Raw genomic sequence first — 13,809 nt, 5'->3', positions numbered from 1 at the left:
GCTCCATTACGCCCCCGAAAACTGACTGGCTTCCCGCCAAGCAAAGATGCTGACCATCGACGAAGCCCAAACGGATATGCGGCACGCCTATTTCGGCGGAGCGACCGGCTTGGCGGCCTCCGCCCTGGTGTGGCTGCTCGCCGGCTCTATCGCCTTGTTCCGTACGCCGCAGGCCGGGGTCCTCGCCTTGTTTTTCGGCGGCATGCTGATTCATCCCCTCGCGGTTCTAGGATCCAAGGCCCTCGGCCGACCCGGGGCGCACGCCCGGAACAATCCTCTCGGCCCGTTGGCTCTGGAGAGCACGGTGATATTGCTGCTCGGCATGATTCTGGCGTTCGGGTTGTCGCGTTATCGGGTGGAGCTGTTTTTCCCGGCGATGCTGATCGTCATCGGCGGACGCTATCTCACGTTTCACACGCTCTACGGGCGGCGGGTCTACTGGCTTTGCGGCACGGCTTTGGCCTCCTTGGGCCTGCTCGCCGCGCTGCAGGAACTTCCGGTGGCCGCGAGCACTTTCGGGGGAGCGGTGATCGAGGCTGCCATTGCGGCGATCGTCGTTGTCCAGATCCGCCGCGAGCGCAAAACGCCTGATCAGCTGCGCTAAGCGGTCCGGCTTCAGCCAAGACTGACCTACTACCACCCCGCCCATGACTCCTCAAAAATCCCAACTGGCCTTCCAGCTGAAGACGCTGTTCATGGGCTCCGACGGCACGATCCCGGAGAGCTACGCCCGGACCGTGGACAAGAAGCAGCTGGCCGCCTGGATCAAGGAGGGCCTCATCGCCCACCGCCGCGCTGAAAAACTCTACGCCCTCACCCCCAAGGGCGAAGCCCGGATCAAGTAAATCGCTCAGTCTCGCCGGCAAGCCCGGCAGTCCACCACGACCAGCAAGACGAGGGCGACACACAGGACGGGGAACAAATAACTCGGGATCATACGGGGTATGGAAATACAGACGGCCCAAACCGGAAATCGTTCAAAGATCCCCCGACTTTGGCCCAAAGCGGCCGGACGGGCAGGCTGCGGCCGGTGATGTTTAGGGGAATTCCTGATTATCCGCGGTTAAACGGCATCGTTCCCCTCCACGTTCATCCGCGCGATCTGCCGAAAAACGAATGGCTCCGCCTGAAGCCGCCAGCCCCGCGTCCATGGTGATGGCCTTGCCCCCACCGCGACTTCCTTCTTTCCTGCCCCCATGTCCACCCCGCGCATCCTGACCGGCGGCTGCTACTGCGGCGCAGTCGGCTACGAAGTGGCCGACGCCTTCACCTACGCCCAGAACTGCCACTGCTCGGATTGTCGGCGGGTGACCGGCTCGGCCTTCAAGCCCTTCGGCGGCATCGCCCGCACGGCGCTCCGCGTAACGCGCGGCGAGGCGGACATCCTGCGCCACGGCGGCGACCAGGCCCACGACCTCCACTGCCGCCACTGCGGCTCCCTGCTGTTCTCGGTCTTCCCGCCCCGCGACTGGATCCACGTGGTCTACGGCTCCCTCCACGACAGCCCCACCCTCCACCCCACCGCCCACATCTGGGTGAGCGACAAGGCGCCGTGGCATACCATCAGCGACGGGCTGCCGCAGCACGCGGAGTTTCCGCCCTGATCCGGCCTTCGCGCCCCTTGCGTCCGTCGCGTTAAACCCTGCGGCTCTTTGCCTCTCGATTTCACACTCCCTTCATCATCCCTTCACCCGGCTGCGGCAGACTGGGCCCCCATGAAGACTCCTCCCACCCACTTGATCACTGCCCTGGGCCTCGGGGCCGCCGGCGTGGCCCTCGGCGCCGCGGGCATTTATGTCGGCGAAACCGACGATGCGCCCGGCGCGGCGTTCCTCGGCCTCCTGCTGATGCTAGGCCTGATCGCCCTCGGTATACGCCTCGCTCGCTGCAAACCCTCGGCGTGACCCTGAGCACCCATGAAACCCAAGGATTATCTCCTTATCGCCCTCGTGCCGCTGGCCCTGCTGCTCATCCCGCTTACCGGTCAACTCACCGTGGACGGCTGGAACTGGACCTGGCACGACTTCGTCTTCGCCTGGGTCGTCTTTGCCACCACGACATTCTTCTACCGCCTCTTGGCGACGCGCCGGGTGGCGAACCTCGCCTATAAGGCCGCCGCGGCTCTGGCGGTCCTGACCGGTTTCCTCGTCTTCTGGATCAGCGCCGCCGTCCAGATAATCGGCGACGAAAACCCCGCCAACGTCCTCTATCTCGCCGTCATCTTGACCGGTCTGATTGGTACCGGCGTGGCCCGCTTCCAGCCCGCCGGCATGGCCCGGGCCGCCTTCGCCACCGCCGGTGTCACTTTCCTGATCCCGGTGGTCGCCTTGCTCTTCTGGCCCGCGGACTTCAGCCCCGGGGTGGCCAAGGTTTTTCTGCTGAACGGCGGCTTCGTCCTGCTGTTCACGGCCTCCGGCCTGCTCTTCCGCCACGCCGCCGGCCAGGCTGGGTCGAACCACGCGATGACTACTCCGGCACAATCGTGACGATGACCCGTTTGTAGCGGGTCAGCGCCGGCGTGCCTTTGTCGGTCAGGCGGAGGATGAAGTGCGCCGTCTCGGGCTGGGCCACCTTCGGCGCGACGAAACCGATGCGCCAGATGTTCTCCGCCCCCTGCAACGCGATCTTGCCCCGGTACGTGCCGGCCTCGGGATAGTGAAACCACCAAAAGCTCAGGTTGTCGCCGTCCGGGTCCGTCGAGCCAGCGGCATCGAGCACGAAGCGTTGGCCGGATTTCACGGTCACCGCTTCCGGGTGCGCGAGCACCGGCACGGGCGGGTGGTTGGCCTCGGCCCGGGGCCGGATCGTCCAATCGAGGCGGGCCGCAAAATCCGCCTGGAAATCCTCGCGCCAGCGCCAGATCGTGGCGCGAAAGGACGTCACCGCTTTCTCCCCCGCGCGCCGCGCACGGCCGTATTCACCCGCCACCGGCGGCACCACCTCGTCGACCGCGTTGGTCCAGATCGGCCGCGTCTCCGGATCGACCGGCACACCGCCGGTGAAGCCCGTGGGATCCATCGTCGCCAAGGCGGGGATCGCGAGCTCATAGCGCCCGCCCCAGCCGCCCCACTCGGGATGCTCGGGCACGCTCAGGCCGTTCGGGATCAGCGCCAGGAACGAGGGCGTGTCGCCCTCCATGCCGTACGCGACATCCGGATAAATCGCCCCGAGCGGGCCATGCCCCTGCTGGATGTGCTCCGCGAGCCAGCGGTTGCTGATGTTCGTGTTGTCGAATCCGGGCTCCACGTGCATGATGCCGGTCCAGGTCGCCGCGCCGTAGCCGCCGGGACTGACGATGTAGAAAAGGTCGGGGAAGTTCTGCCGGATCCAGGGGCCGGAATCGTCCTGGTCGGAAATCGTGTACACGCGGAGCTTGGCCACCAGGCGCTTAAGCTCCGCCTCACTGCGGGTGGCGCGCAACTGATACAGCGCCTGCGCCAGCGTGTTCGGCCCGCCCCACGCCGTCACCCACAACGGCCGGTCGTCCGGCTCGTCCAGCAACCGGATGATCCAGGCCGCGCCCTCGCTGACCTGATCCGGTCCCACCGCCTGCATCCCATAACTCCCGGCTCCCACCTTGACCAAGGCCTGCAACGCGGCGGCCTCCGGAAATCCCGTCTCATGCAGCAGCAGGTTGTCCCGCACCCGGTCATAGGCATCGATCACGCGCCGGATCGATTGCGGCGAGGGCCTATCCTTCATGTGCACGGAGGTCGTCGCCACCAGACCCTGCAGATCGATGACATTGGAATACAGCATGAGCCGGACGAGGCTCTGCGTGTCGTCAGGTTCGTTTTCGACATCGGTCAGCACCAGCAGGCGATGGGCCCGCGGCAGCGCTATCTCGCTTCCGTCGACGGCAGAATTCAAAACGAGGGACAGCAACAGGGCGCCAAGCAAGGGGCGGAGACAGCGCGAGGGAATAGTCATCGTCGAGGTGGGGTTGGGGTTCCGTGAAAAATGCAGGAGCCCGCGCGCAACCGCAACCCTGCACCCGTGTTGATCACCGATCACATCGGCTCACCGCGCGACTGTGCGCCGCCGAGACCGCGCCCTGTGCGGGGCGGGACGCGGCGCAGACTTGAAGCCGGTGGGCGCGACGGTTTCCCTTCAGCGCCATGGCCGCCCCCTTGCCCACCCTCCTCTTTGTCGCCGGCTACGGCAACTCCGGCCCCGCCCATTGGCAGCGGCGCTGGCACGACGCCCTGCCCGGCAGTCGCTGGGTCGAGCAGACCGACTGGGAAAACCCCGAGCGCAGCGCCTGGATCGCGGCCATCGAACATACGGTCGCGACGGTGACCGGCCCGGTGTTTTTCATCACCCACAGTCTCGGCGGCCTGGCCGTGGCCGCGTGGAGCCGGACCTCCGCCCGGCCCGTGGCCGGGGCGCTGCTGGTCGCCGTGCCCGATCCCGCCCAGCCGGATTTTCCGCCGGCCATCCGCGGTTTCACCGCACCCGCACCCGGTCCGCTGCGTTTTCCGGCTCTCATGGTCACGAGCAGTGACGATCCCTACATCACCCCGGCCCGCAGCGCGGCCTTCGCCGCGGCCTGGGGTTGCGCCCGGGAGGACATCGGTCCCCGCGGCCACCTCAACGCCGCCTCCGGCCTTGGCGAGTGGCCGGCGGGCCGGGCGCTGCTCGCCCGGGCCCTGCGCCCGGCGCCGCTGACCTGATGCGGGTTGCATTTGGCGGCGGCCGGCGTCCCTTGCCGCATGCCCTCCCTTTTCGCCCGTCTCGTTCTGCCTTCCCTCGCCCTCGTCCTTCTGGCCGGCTGCGCCACCGCCAAGAAGCCCCTGCCCGCGGCCGTCACCTCGGTCGACCTCGACCGTTACATGGGCCGCTGGTATGTCATCAGCCACGTCCCCTACTTCCTCGAGCGCGGCAAGGTCGCCAGCTACGACACCTACGCGCGGCGGCCCGACGGCCGGTTGACCAACAATTTCACCTTTCGGGAGAAGGCCGTCGACGGACCCGAAAAAACCTGGGAAGGCGTGGCCGATGTCATCGATCCCGTGAGCAACGCCACGTGGAAGGTCAGCTTCGTCTGGCCGATTTTCGTCACTTACAAGATCTTCGCCCTCGACGCCGACTACCAGTGGGCGGTCGTCGGGACCAAGGATGCAGGGCTCCTCTGGGTCCTCGCCCGCGAACGGCGCCTCGCCCCCGCCACCTACGACGCCATCCTCGCCGACCTCCGCACCCGCGGCCTGGCCACCGACACACTGCGTTTCGTGCCGCAGCCGGAGACCTGAACCGGTAGGGAGGAACCCACCCCGGCGGCGATTGTCTTTTGGCCATCGTTTCCCCACGTTCCTCTCCCATGCGATTTTCCCTCCTGTTCCTGGGCTCCGCCCTCCTGTTCACCGGCTGTTCCAGCGTCTACTACGGCGCGATGGAGAAAGTCGGCATCCCCAAGCGGAAGATCCTCGTCGACCGCGTCGGCGAGGCCCGCGAGGCCCAGCAGGAAGCCAAGGCCCAGTTCTCCAGCGCCCTCGCCGAATTCCTCGCGGTGACGAAGGTGCCCGCCTCGGAACTGCAGGCGACCTACGAGAACCTCGACCGGGAATTCAAGCGCAGCGAGACCCGCGCCACCGAGGTCCGCGACCGCATCGCCGCCATCGACAACGTGGCCCAGGCTCTCTTCCAGGAATGGAGCGACGAGCTCGCCCTCTACAAGAGCCCCGCGCTGCGCAGCCAGAGTGAGCGCCAACTCGCCACCACGCGGAACCGCTACGCCGCCCTCATGCGCACCATGGAGCAGGCCTCCGCCCGCATGACCCCGGTGGTCGACGCCTTCCGTGACCAGGTGCTCTTCCTGAAGCACAACCTTAACGCCCAGGCCATCTCCGCGCTCGGCGGCTCCACCCGCGAACTGCAGCAGGACATCGCCCGCCTCATCGCCGACATGGAAAAATCCATCCGCGAGGCCGACGCCTTCATCGCCTCGATGCAATCCGCGCCGACGCCCGCGCCCTGAGGCGGGCCGGCGAACGTTGCGCGAACTCGTCGCCGGAGCAGAATCGCCGGTCAGCCCAGTGCGCGGTTGATCAGGTCGAAGGCGGCGACGGCGCGCTCCGACGCGTGCTGGATGGCCCGCGGGCCGACCCCCGGCAACGGCGCCAGGCCGGCGGGCTCGCGCCAGTAGGCGGATTCACCGGGCAGCCCATGGCCGAGTTGGTCCGCCAGCCGGGCGGCCAGGTTCAGCAGCCCGGCCAGCGGGGGGCTGGTCAGGGCGGGCTCGTAATGCTCGGTCACCGCCTCGGTCACGGCCGCCGGGAAATGCCATTCCGTGAGAATGACGGCGGTGGCCTGGTTGCTGGTCAGGTCGAACGTGGCCTTTTCCCACTCAATCAGGTTGCCCGGTCCCGCCGGCTGAAACGGCGCCACGACGCCGTGTTCCTCCGCCAGTTTCGTGAGCACCACCTTGCCGAGGGAGCGGAACAGACCCGCCGCATAGGCCGCGGCCGGATCCTCCTGCGCGGGCGCGGCCAGTTCCTCCATCAGCAGCGCGGTCATGATGGCATTGTCGCGCAGGCGCGGGCCGGTGAAGCCGTAGAGAGGATTGGCGCGGAGGGAAAAGTGGTCCACCGCCACCGCGCCGATGAGCCGGTGGATGTCGCGCATCCCGATCAGCGCCGCCGCGTCCTCAATCGAGGCGACGGGCTCGCTCTGGGCGAAGGCCGCGCTGTTGGCGATGCGCAGGAGCCGCGCCGCGAGGGCGCTGTCATGCTTGAGCTGGTCGGCGATCTCCCCCAGCCCAGTGGTCGGATCGCGCAGCAACTGCCCGAGCCGCGCCATGATCCGCGGCGTGGCGGGCAGCGACTGCGCGACGCGCATCAGGTTGACCGGCGAATACCTGACATCGTTCATACCTGATGATCGGAGGGAATCAGCCCCACCTGAAGCCCAACCTTGCATCGGCGGCGTCGCCGCCCCCAGTCATTAGCCGGATAAGTCCCCAGGCAGTAATTTTGGTCATTCCGTGCGCAAGATATGCGGTGTGCCGCGACCCCCGGCCGCACCAACCGGCTCGAGGCCGCCGCCAACCGCCCTCCCCGGCTGCCGCCCCGCCCTCGCGGTCCGGCCGAGATGCACGCTTGTGCGCGGAGCCGGCCAGTCCTTATCTACCCGGAACGCTCCCCGTGCACCCCCACGATCCCCTCCGGCCCTTTCGTTTTCCTGCCGTCCTCCGCGCGTCGGTTGCCGGCAGTCTCCTCGCCGTCCTCGGCGCCATGGCCAACGCGGCCGAGTACTATGTAGCCATGGACGGCCACGACACCGCGCCCGGCTCGCGGGCCAAACCCTGGGCCACCGTCTCACACGCACTCACCCGGGTCGCCCCGGGCGACGTCGTGTTGATCCGGGCCGGGGTCTACCGGCAGCAAATCCTCTGGGATGGCAAAGCCGGCGGCATCTCCGGCGCTCCCGGCAACCCGATCACCATCCGCCCCGCGCCGGGCGAGGAGGCGGCTTTCTTCCTGTCGCGGTCCTTCAGTCGGCCCGACGACTGGCAGCCCGCCGGTGAGGGACTCTGGACCACGGCGCCGGGCAGCGCCTCCGGCTACGATGTCGGCTGCGTCTGGCACGACGACCTGCCTTCCGAAAAGAAATGGAGGCGGGACGAGTTGCGCGAGCCGTGGGATTTCTGGTTCGACGCCGACCAGCACCGCGTCGTGCTCCGCGCCCCGGCCAACCCGGCGACCCTCGCCCGGCAAATCGAGATTCCCGTCGGCGCGTGGATGCAGCACACGGTCCAGCTGCGCAACCTCGCCCACGTCGTCATTGAGGGCCTCACCATCAAATATTCCAACACCCACGGCATCCAGATGACCGCGGTGAAGGATGTCACCATCCGCGCTTGCCGCATCTCCCACGGCGGCGGCGCCTGGATCTGGACCGACCACACGCGCTACGGCAACGGGGTCGAGTTGTGGTGCGACGGGCAGGACGTCACCGTCGAGGACTGCGACATCTCCTGGATCTACGACACCGCCATCACCAATCAGGGCGACGCAGGCGACCAGGCGAACATCGTGTTCCGCCGGAACCGCATCAGCCATACCAAGTGCGGCCTCGAGCACTGGGCCACGGGGCCCGCCAATGTCCGCGACGTGCTGTACGAGGACAACACCATCACCGACTCCGGCGACAACTGGGCGCGCAACCTGCAGAATGTCTGGGGCGCCATCCGCTTGATGCGCCACCACCCCAACGGCGTTGGTGCTGACCTGCCGAACACCGGCACCGTCGAGCGCTTCGTCGTCCGCGGCAACGTCATCGAGCGCTGCGGCTCCCTGGCCGGTGCCCAGCAGCCGCCAGCCCTACCCTTTGCCGAGCACCCGAGCATCCGCCTCATCGGCGGCAACTTCACCGTCGAAGGCAACACGATCCGCGACAGCCGTTCCGCCGGCATCTACGCCTCCCGTGGATTTTCCGGCATTATCCGCCGCAACACCCTCACCCAATGCGCCGGCCCGGCCCTGCAGGTGGAGGATCTCTCGCCCCTCGCCGTCGTTGCGGAGAACCCGATCAACCCGCCATAGCCTAATCCCTCTCGGGGTAGCGCGCAGGCAAACACAACCCGCTCAACCATCCGCCGGCTCCGGGAGCCGGTCGATGCCGGCGGAGATCAGGCACCGGTCCGGCGGCGGCGGCGCCAACCGACCACCCCGGCCATGGCCGCAAAGCCCAGCAGGAGAGTCACGGTCGCCGGCTCCGGAATCGGGGTCGCGGCCACAATCTGCAGGCCGGAAATCGCGTTGTAGTTGCTGCCACTGCCAGAGACCGCAGGACCCGCCACGTCGAGCGTGAAGGCATTCCCGCTGACGCCGGCGAAACGCACATAGTTGCCCTGCGGCGCCACCTCATAGCTGGCCGGCAGGGTCGTGGTCTTCCCCTCGACCCAGCCTGTCGTGCCAAAATTAAAATTCCCCAGTGTGCGGGTGTAGTAAGTCGTGCCGCCGAGGGCGTAGCTGATCACGTGAAAATCGTTCGGGTTGGCGAAATACACATAGACGTCATAGCTGCCCGTGAACGCGCTGCTGAGCCCGGTGACCGTGGCGCTCAACGGGTGACCGGCATTGCCGTAACTGAAATTGTTGAGCAGTTGGTGGTCGGCGGTCGTGCCGCCCGAGACCGCCGCGCTCTGGTAACCCCAGCCGACATAGCTGATGTTGACGCCGGTCGTCGCCCCCGTGCCATCCACCAGGCCGGTGATCGCGCCGGTGATGCCGCTATCGGGCGCCGGATCAGGAAACACCGCGGTGACATTGTTCCAGTTCATCGCAGACACCACCCCGGTCGCGCTGCCCGGTGCGATCGCTCCGCCGGGGTTTTGAAAATTGATGCTGACGGTCGTCTGCGCGCGCGCCACGGCCGCGAGGACCACCAATCCACCGAATACCGAAAGCAGCAGGCGATACGCGTGGCAGCGGATTTGCATGACGGAGCAGACCGGGAATACCCTCTGGGGTCAAGGCTGGAGACCTTGCGCCACCACCACCCGTGATGCGACCTAGCGGGGCTTCAAGCCCCGTTCAGCCGATCACGCCAGCCGGTTTCCGCCCTTCCTCCGCGTCGATCAGGTCGAACCACGTGACAATGTCCTTCTGGTGGCCGAGTCCGGCGGCCGCCTTCTCCTCCGCCACCCCGCCGCTCGCCTCGTCGCGCCAGCCGCGCTTGGCGATGAAGGTGTTCCAGATCGCGACTTGTTCCGGGGTGCGCTTGCCCCCCTGACGAAAGCACCACCGCAGAACCTGCGCGTCGGTGCCGCCCTCCCGCACCCGCTTCACCAGCGCCGGCCAGCGCACGTCGAGAAAGCGCACACAGCGCGCGTCGAAGAAATACCAGTCCGCGACCCCGACGTTGAATCCCTCCGGCAGGCGCCCGGCGTCGCGCAATCTGATCTTGTCGAGCATGCGACCGAAGTAGACCAAGCCGCCGACCTTAGCGTGGGGACTCCGCAGACCGGTGACTTTCATGCCCGCAGCCTGGCCGCCCCCGGCCCGTCCGACAAGCCGAAGCCCCGCCCGGTCCGCGGATATTCTCCTCGAACGTCCGCCGGTGGCGACCTATTCTCTCCGTGATGAAAGCTGTGCCCCTGCTGATCGCCTTGGTTTGTTTCGTCCAGCTCCCGGCCAAGGAAAGCAGCCCCGCCGTCCCGGCCGGCGACAAGGTCCTGGTCCTCGAGCCCCTCAGGATTCACGGCAGCCCGATCATTTCCTTCGCCATCGACATCACGGTATACGCCCACCCGGAGACGAAGAAGGTGAACCGGATCTTCATCGCCAAGGTGTTGCCCGGCACCGACGCCGAGAAGGCCGGCCTGAAGCCCGGGGACGAGATCGTGCAGCTCGACGGCGTGGCCGTCACGGAATTCGACGCCGTGGTCTCGATCGAGAGCCCGCTCGGCCGGATCCTGCTCGACCGCGACGCGGGCGAACCGCTCAAGCTCGAGGTCATCACCCGGCGCACGGAGCAGTTCACCCTGCGCGCGCAACGGAGCGTGCGGCCGATCTTTCCGCGCTGAGCTCCGCTCAGGGCTTGGTCCCGGACGCCGGTGCCAGCGCGGCGATCGCCGCCTCGTTCTTGTATTCACGGGCAATGTCCAGCGCCGTCACGCCCAGCTTGGATACCACCTGCGGGTCCGCGCCGGCGTCGAGGAGCAACCGGATCATCTCCGCCCCCCCGCTCGCCGCCGCCTCGTGCAAGGGCGTGCCGCCATTCTCGCTCAGCACCTTGATGTCGGCCCCGCCCGCCAGCAAAGCGCGGGCCACCTCCACGAGGTCCTTTGCGGCGGCATGATGCAGCGGGGTCCACCCCATGGCATCGCGCTCATCCGGCGCGGCCTTTCGCGCCAGCAGGGCGGTCACCAACGAAACACTCGCCCGCTCCACGGCGAGGTGCAGCGGCGTGCGCTGCGTCCCGTCCGCCGCGTTGACGCTGGCCCCGGCCTCCAGCAGGTAGACGGCGATCTCGGTGCGGTTGCGCAGGATCGCTTGGTGCAGCGGCAGCCCCCGCGGGCCCGCCCGGTTCACGACCGCCGCGTCATAGGCGACATGCACACGCACATCGATGAGGTCGCCGCGCGCGATGGCCTCGTCAATGGTCGCATAACGCGGCGCGGCGCCAAGTCCGCCCACCACCAGCAGGAGCAGGGCAGTCAGGCGGCACCAAGGGGAGGGACGGCACAATCCAAGCATGGCCCGAGCAAAACCATTCACGCCCCCGCTGTCGAGCAGGCGTCCGGGCTCGTCAACGCCACCGCCGGCCGGCCACCAACCCGAGGGCCGCGAGCCCAAGAACGACCGCATACGCGCCGGGCTCCGGGATGGCCGCGCCGGTCACGGTGAGGGTGGCGGCATCAAAGCTCACGCCCCCGCCCTGACTGCCGAAAAACAATCGGGAGTAGGTGGCGTCGAGGAAACTGAAGCGGACCTCTCCCAGGTCGAAAGTCGTGGTGTAGTCCGCGACAAAGCTCCCACCGCTGGAAGCGGCGTCCACGCTGAACACGAGCATGGCCTCGGTCTTCGTGACCAGCGCCCGGTGCGTGCCGGAGCCCGGCAGGCCCAACACGGTCATCTCATCCACGGTTCCCGGGCCCGAGTTCAAGCTGGGCTGGAGAAATCCGTCGCCGAAATCCCCGGGCGCATGCCGCAGGTAAAGCGCCTGCAGTGGCTCGGTGTAGAAATTCTCATCAGGCAACCCGGCGCCGAGCCCGAAAAACACGATGCCGGCGCCGCCAAAGCCGTCTTGGTTGGAGTACGTGAGCTCCAGTGTGAAATTGAAGTCCCGGAAATCCGTGGCCGTGGTCCGGATATACTGGCCGTCGCCCGCGGTGTTGGTCGCGAGCCCGTCGGCGAGGGTGAAGCTGTCCGCCAGCGAAAGCTCCCAGCCGGTCCCCAACGCGGGCCCGGCAAATGTCTCGGTGAGCGACTCGGCGGCGCGCAGCCGGACCGCCGCGAGCAGGCCGAGGATCAGGAGCAGGACAACCAACCGCCGTCCGCGGCGGCTCAGCCCCAGCGGATCGGCGACCGGTGGCAAATAGGTCAGGAAGATAATGGGGCTGATCGACACACCGGCCCTCCGCTTGAGCCCGGAATCGCCCGCCCCCGCATTGCGGATTTGCCCGCCGGCCGGGAATCCGCCACAAATCCGGCATGACCGTGAGCATCACCGCCGAGCGGCCCGACACCGCGGACGCCACCGCCCTGATCAACGAGCTCGAGGACCACCTCGCCTCGCTCTATCCCGCGGAGAGCCGGCACGGTTTCAGCGTGCAGAAGCTGATCGACCAGGGCGTCGCCTTCTTCGTCCTGCGCGCCGATGGCCGGCCCGCCGGCTGCGGCGGCATCCTGCTGGTCGGCCGGGAATACGGTGAGCTCAAGCGCATGTACGTGCGCCCCGAGTTCCGGGGCCGCAAATTCGGCGAACGCCTCATCGCGCGCCTCGCGGAGCACGCCGTCGGGCACGGCCTCACCACCTTGCGCCTCGAGACCGGTACGCAACAGCACGCCGCCATCGCCCTGTATGAGCGGGTGGGTTTCCGGGCGATCTCGCCCTTTCCGCCGTATTTCGCGGATCCGCACAGCCGCTGCTACGAGATGAAGCTGATCCCGGAGTGACCCATGCGCCTGGCCCGGCTCCAGTCCTATGCGCTCTCGCTCCCGCACACCACGTTCGTGAAACAGTGGGGCGAGTGCCTCGTGGGCAAGGTCGCGGGGAAGATGTTTCTCATCCTCGTGCTGGACGCCGGCACGGTGGCCGGGGTGATTTTCAAGTGCACCCCGGACGAGTTCGCGGAACTGACGGCCATCGACGGCATCATCCAGGCGCCCTACTGCGCGAAGCGGATGTGGGCGAAGGTGGAGGACCTCGCGGCGCTCCCGGAGCCGGAACTGAACGCGCGCATCCGCCGCAGCTATGAGCTGGTGGTCGCCGGCCTGCCCAAGAAACGCCAGCGCGAGCTCGCCCTCGCCTGATCCGGCCCGCTGGGCATTTCTTGGCGGCAACCGCCCCGCAGGTTTTCACAAGCCCTGCGGAGCCAGCGGGCGGCCAACCGGGTAGGATGTTTGCCGATGACATCATGCCGGGGCCGCGGCGACCGTGTCTTCCTTTTTTCCCTGACGCTCGTGGCCATCCCCGGGACCGACGGTGACCCCCCGTCGCGACCGGTGCGCTGGTTTTGTTCAGCCGGCGGCATCGGCGCGGTCAATGACTTCCCCGCGGTGTGGTGGCCACGATCGTCCGGGCTCCGGGGCAACGCCCGAACCCGGACGGGCGCAGGGCCGGTCCGGGTCGGTTGGCCGCCAGGGCGAAAGACTCAGGAAAGGGGCCCGTCCACCACCTGGAGCGGCAGCACGACATCGACGGCCACGGCGCGGCCATCCTTGATCGCGGGCGTGAATTCCCATTGCGAGACGGCGGAGCGCAGGCACTGCGTCAGCTTCTGGTCGCGGTCGGACAACACCGCGATGTTGTGCGGGCGGCCCTGCGCATCGACCGTGAGGCTGAGGCGGATGATCGCGTTCTGGTAGCGGCGCGGGACATCGGTGGGCGACACGACCTTGGTCGGCGCGGGCGCCGAGAAGGCGGTGCTGTCGGTGGCGATTTCAGAGACGATGACACCCGCGTGCGAGACGGCGGCGGGGGCGAGCAGGCCAGCGGTGACGGTGGCGGCGAGGAGGATTTTTTTCGGGAGGTTCATGCGCTCAAGAACTCCGCAGGAGGCGGAGAGTTTCAGATTTTTTCGGCGGGACCATCTTTTGCCGCGCCGGACGCCGGGCGCTTTCCCGCCCGTGCGATCCACGC

The 13,809-nt window shown here is 67.7% G+C and carries 19 protein-coding genes; 12 read left to right on the top strand and 7 right to left on the bottom strand.

Annotated features, from left to right (window positions below; all coding sequences use genetic code 11):
* The first annotated feature begins 46 nt into the window (after positions 1 to 46).
* The 5 genes from Verru16B_RS08850 (at position 47) to Verru16B_RS08830 (ending at position 2,486) form a co-directional block, all read left to right on the top strand.
* Positions 47 to 604, top strand: a complete 558-nt coding sequence (locus Verru16B_RS08850; protein ID WP_069961945.1) for a DUF7010 family protein — start codon at positions 47 to 49, stop codon at positions 602 to 604.
* Positions 605 to 647: 43 nt separating this feature from the next.
* Complete coding sequence (locus tag Verru16B_RS08845; protein WP_069961944.1) at positions 648 to 845, top strand: hypothetical protein; 198 nt, start codon at positions 648 to 650, stop codon at positions 843 to 845.
* A gap of 351 nt (positions 846 to 1,196) precedes the next feature.
* Positions 1,197 to 1,604: a GFA family protein gene (locus tag Verru16B_RS08840; RefSeq protein WP_069961943.1), complete on the top strand. Its 408-nt coding sequence runs from the start codon at positions 1,197 to 1,199 to the stop codon at positions 1,602 to 1,604.
* Positions 1,605 to 1,715: 111 nt separating this feature from the next.
* Positions 1,716 to 1,904, top strand: coding sequence for a hypothetical protein (locus Verru16B_RS08835; protein WP_069961942.1), 189 nt, complete (start codon positions 1,716 to 1,718; stop codon positions 1,902 to 1,904).
* A gap of 12 nt (positions 1,905 to 1,916) precedes the next feature.
* Entirely contained in the window at positions 1,917 to 2,486 is a 570-nt protein-coding gene (locus Verru16B_RS08830) for a hypothetical protein (protein WP_069961941.1), read from the top strand.
* On the opposite strand, the gene Verru16B_RS08825 is transcribed toward Verru16B_RS08830, so the two are convergent.
* Positions 2,467 to 3,930 carry a DUF1593 domain-containing protein gene (locus Verru16B_RS08825; RefSeq protein WP_069961940.1) on the bottom strand — a complete coding sequence of 488 codons (1,464 nt, stop codon included), beginning with the start codon at positions 3,928 to 3,930 and terminating at the stop codon, positions 2,467 to 2,469. The genes Verru16B_RS08830 and Verru16B_RS08825 overlap by 20 nt on opposite strands.
* Before the next feature lie 188 nt (positions 3,931 to 4,118).
* Here Verru16B_RS08825 and Verru16B_RS08820 point away from each other — a divergent pair, with 188 nt between their 5' ends.
* The 3 genes from Verru16B_RS08820 (at position 4,119) to Verru16B_RS08810 (ending at position 5,977) form a co-directional block, all read left to right on the top strand.
* Positions 4,119 to 4,673 (top strand): RBBP9/YdeN family alpha/beta hydrolase, encoded by a 555-nt coding sequence (locus Verru16B_RS08820; protein ID WP_069961939.1) that lies wholly within the window; start codon positions 4,119 to 4,121, stop codon positions 4,671 to 4,673.
* A 39-nt stretch (positions 4,674 to 4,712) separates the two neighbouring features.
* Positions 4,713 to 5,252 (top strand): lipocalin family protein, encoded by a 540-nt coding sequence (locus Verru16B_RS08815; protein WP_069961938.1) that lies wholly within the window; start codon positions 4,713 to 4,715, stop codon positions 5,250 to 5,252.
* 68 nt (positions 5,253 to 5,320) lie between these two features.
* Complete coding sequence (locus Verru16B_RS08810; RefSeq protein ID WP_069961937.1) at positions 5,321 to 5,977, top strand: DUF2959 domain-containing protein; 657 nt, start codon at positions 5,321 to 5,323, stop codon at positions 5,975 to 5,977.
* A gap of 50 nt (positions 5,978 to 6,027) precedes the next feature.
* On the opposite strand, the gene Verru16B_RS08805 is transcribed toward Verru16B_RS08810, so the two are convergent.
* Positions 6,028 to 6,870 (bottom strand): HDOD domain-containing protein, encoded by an 843-nt coding sequence (locus tag Verru16B_RS08805; RefSeq protein WP_069961936.1) that lies wholly within the window; start codon positions 6,868 to 6,870, stop codon positions 6,028 to 6,030.
* 272 nt (positions 6,871 to 7,142) lie between these two features.
* On the opposite strand from Verru16B_RS08805, the gene Verru16B_RS08800 reads away from it, so the two are divergent.
* The gene (locus Verru16B_RS08800) at positions 7,143 to 8,543 is read left to right on the top strand and encodes a right-handed parallel beta-helix repeat-containing protein (RefSeq protein ID WP_069961935.1); all 1,401 of its coding nucleotides are present in this window, start codon (positions 7,143 to 7,145) and stop codon (positions 8,541 to 8,543) included.
* Between the two features lie 86 nt (positions 8,544 to 8,629).
* Here Verru16B_RS08800 and Verru16B_RS08795 read toward each other — a convergent pair whose 3' ends face one another.
* Together Verru16B_RS08795 and Verru16B_RS08790 are read right to left on the bottom strand one after the other, a co-directional pair.
* Positions 8,630 to 9,442: a PEP-CTERM sorting domain-containing protein gene (locus tag Verru16B_RS08795; protein WP_069961934.1), complete on the bottom strand. Its 813-nt coding sequence runs from the start codon at positions 9,440 to 9,442 to the stop codon at positions 8,630 to 8,632.
* Between the two features lie 94 nt (positions 9,443 to 9,536).
* On the bottom strand, positions 9,537 to 9,980 hold the full coding sequence (locus tag Verru16B_RS08790; RefSeq protein ID WP_069961933.1) for a DUF5069 domain-containing protein: 444 nt from the start codon (positions 9,978 to 9,980) through the stop codon (positions 9,537 to 9,539).
* A gap of 104 nt (positions 9,981 to 10,084) precedes the next feature.
* On the opposite strand from Verru16B_RS08790, the gene Verru16B_RS08785 reads away from it, so the two are divergent.
* Positions 10,085 to 10,528, top strand: coding sequence for a PDZ domain-containing protein (locus Verru16B_RS08785; protein ID WP_069961932.1), 444 nt, complete (start codon positions 10,085 to 10,087; stop codon positions 10,526 to 10,528).
* A 7-nt stretch (positions 10,529 to 10,535) separates the two neighbouring features.
* Here Verru16B_RS08785 and Verru16B_RS08780 read toward each other — a convergent pair whose 3' ends face one another.
* Both Verru16B_RS08780 and Verru16B_RS08775 read right to left on the bottom strand, forming a co-directional pair.
* Positions 10,536 to 11,201, bottom strand: a complete 666-nt coding sequence (locus tag Verru16B_RS08780) for an ankyrin repeat domain-containing protein (RefSeq protein ID WP_157772356.1) — start codon at positions 11,199 to 11,201, stop codon at positions 10,536 to 10,538.
* 52 nt (positions 11,202 to 11,253) lie between these two features.
* Positions 11,254 to 12,042 (bottom strand): hypothetical protein, encoded by a 789-nt coding sequence (locus tag Verru16B_RS08775; RefSeq protein ID WP_157772354.1) that lies wholly within the window; start codon positions 12,040 to 12,042, stop codon positions 11,254 to 11,256.
* Positions 12,043 to 12,158: 116 nt separating this feature from the next.
* On the opposite strand from Verru16B_RS08775, the gene Verru16B_RS08770 reads away from it, so the two are divergent.
* Together Verru16B_RS08770 and Verru16B_RS08765 are read left to right on the top strand one after the other, a co-directional pair.
* Positions 12,159 to 12,623, top strand: a complete 465-nt coding sequence (locus Verru16B_RS08770; RefSeq protein ID WP_069961929.1) for a GNAT family N-acetyltransferase — start codon at positions 12,159 to 12,161, stop codon at positions 12,621 to 12,623.
* A gap of 3 nt (positions 12,624 to 12,626) precedes the next feature.
* Positions 12,627 to 12,980, top strand: coding sequence for an MmcQ/YjbR family DNA-binding protein (locus tag Verru16B_RS08765; RefSeq protein WP_069961928.1), 354 nt, complete (start codon positions 12,627 to 12,629; stop codon positions 12,978 to 12,980).
* Positions 12,981 to 13,321: 341 nt separating this feature from the next.
* Here Verru16B_RS08765 and Verru16B_RS08760 read toward each other — a convergent pair whose 3' ends face one another.
* Positions 13,322 to 13,705 carry an energy transducer TonB gene (locus Verru16B_RS08760; protein ID WP_069961927.1) on the bottom strand — a complete coding sequence of 128 codons (384 nt, stop codon included), beginning with the start codon at positions 13,703 to 13,705 and terminating at the stop codon, positions 13,322 to 13,324.
* Between the last annotated feature and the right edge of the window lie 104 nt (positions 13,706 to 13,809).

The sequence above is a fragment of the Lacunisphaera limnophila genome (genome assembly GCF_001746835.1).
GTDB classification, from domain to species: Bacteria; Verrucomicrobiota; Verrucomicrobiia; order Opitutales; family Opitutaceae; genus Lacunisphaera; species Lacunisphaera limnophila.
This window is presented reverse-complemented; position numbering and strand designations above follow the sequence as displayed.

Bases quoted from the DNA above. Each gene is read 5' to 3' on its own strand.
- Verru16B_RS08810 (WP_069961937.1), top strand. From the start codon at position 5,321: ATGCGATTTTCCCTCCTGTTCCTGGGCTCCGCCCTCCTGTTCACCGGC.
- Verru16B_RS08840 (WP_069961943.1), top strand. From the start codon at position 1,197: ATGTCCACCCCGCGCATCCTGACCGGCGGCTGCTACTGCGGCGCAGTC.
- Verru16B_RS08770 (WP_069961929.1), top strand. From the start codon at position 12,159: ATGACCGTGAGCATCACCGCCGAGCGGCCCGACACCGCGGACGCCACC.
- Verru16B_RS08820 (WP_069961939.1), top strand. From the start codon at position 4,119: ATGGCCGCCCCCTTGCCCACCCTCCTCTTTGTCGCCGGCTACGGCAAC.
- Verru16B_RS08760 (WP_069961927.1), bottom strand. From the start codon at position 13,705: ATGAACCTCCCGAAAAAAATCCTCCTCGCCGCCACCGTCACCGCTGGC.
- Verru16B_RS08790 (WP_069961933.1), bottom strand. From the start codon at position 9,980: ATGAAAGTCACCGGTCTGCGGAGTCCCCACGCTAAGGTCGGCGGCTTG.
- Verru16B_RS08805 (WP_069961936.1), bottom strand. From the start codon at position 6,870: ATGAACGATGTCAGGTATTCGCCGGTCAACCTGATGCGCGTCGCGCAG.
- Verru16B_RS08785 (WP_069961932.1), top strand. From the start codon at position 10,085: ATGAAAGCTGTGCCCCTGCTGATCGCCTTGGTTTGTTTCGTCCAGCTC.
- Verru16B_RS08765 (WP_069961928.1), top strand. From the start codon at position 12,627: ATGCGCCTGGCCCGGCTCCAGTCCTATGCGCTCTCGCTCCCGCACACC.
- Verru16B_RS08815 (WP_069961938.1), top strand. From the start codon at position 4,713: ATGCCCTCCCTTTTCGCCCGTCTCGTTCTGCCTTCCCTCGCCCTCGTC.
- Verru16B_RS08850 (WP_069961945.1), top strand. From the start codon at position 47: ATGCTGACCATCGACGAAGCCCAAACGGATATGCGGCACGCCTATTTC.
- Verru16B_RS08825 (WP_069961940.1), bottom strand. From the start codon at position 3,930: ATGACTATTCCCTCGCGCTGTCTCCGCCCCTTGCTTGGCGCCCTGTTG.
- Verru16B_RS08795 (WP_069961934.1), bottom strand. From the start codon at position 9,442: ATGCAAATCCGCTGCCACGCGTATCGCCTGCTGCTTTCGGTATTCGGT.
- Verru16B_RS08830 (WP_069961941.1), top strand. From the start codon at position 1,917: ATGAAACCCAAGGATTATCTCCTTATCGCCCTCGTGCCGCTGGCCCTG.
- Verru16B_RS08780 (WP_157772356.1), bottom strand. From the start codon at position 11,201: ATGCTTGGATTGTGCCGTCCCTCCCCTTGGTGCCGCCTGACTGCCCTG.
- Verru16B_RS08845 (WP_069961944.1), top strand. From the start codon at position 648: ATGACTCCTCAAAAATCCCAACTGGCCTTCCAGCTGAAGACGCTGTTC.
- Verru16B_RS08835 (WP_069961942.1), top strand. From the start codon at position 1,716: ATGAAGACTCCTCCCACCCACTTGATCACTGCCCTGGGCCTCGGGGCC.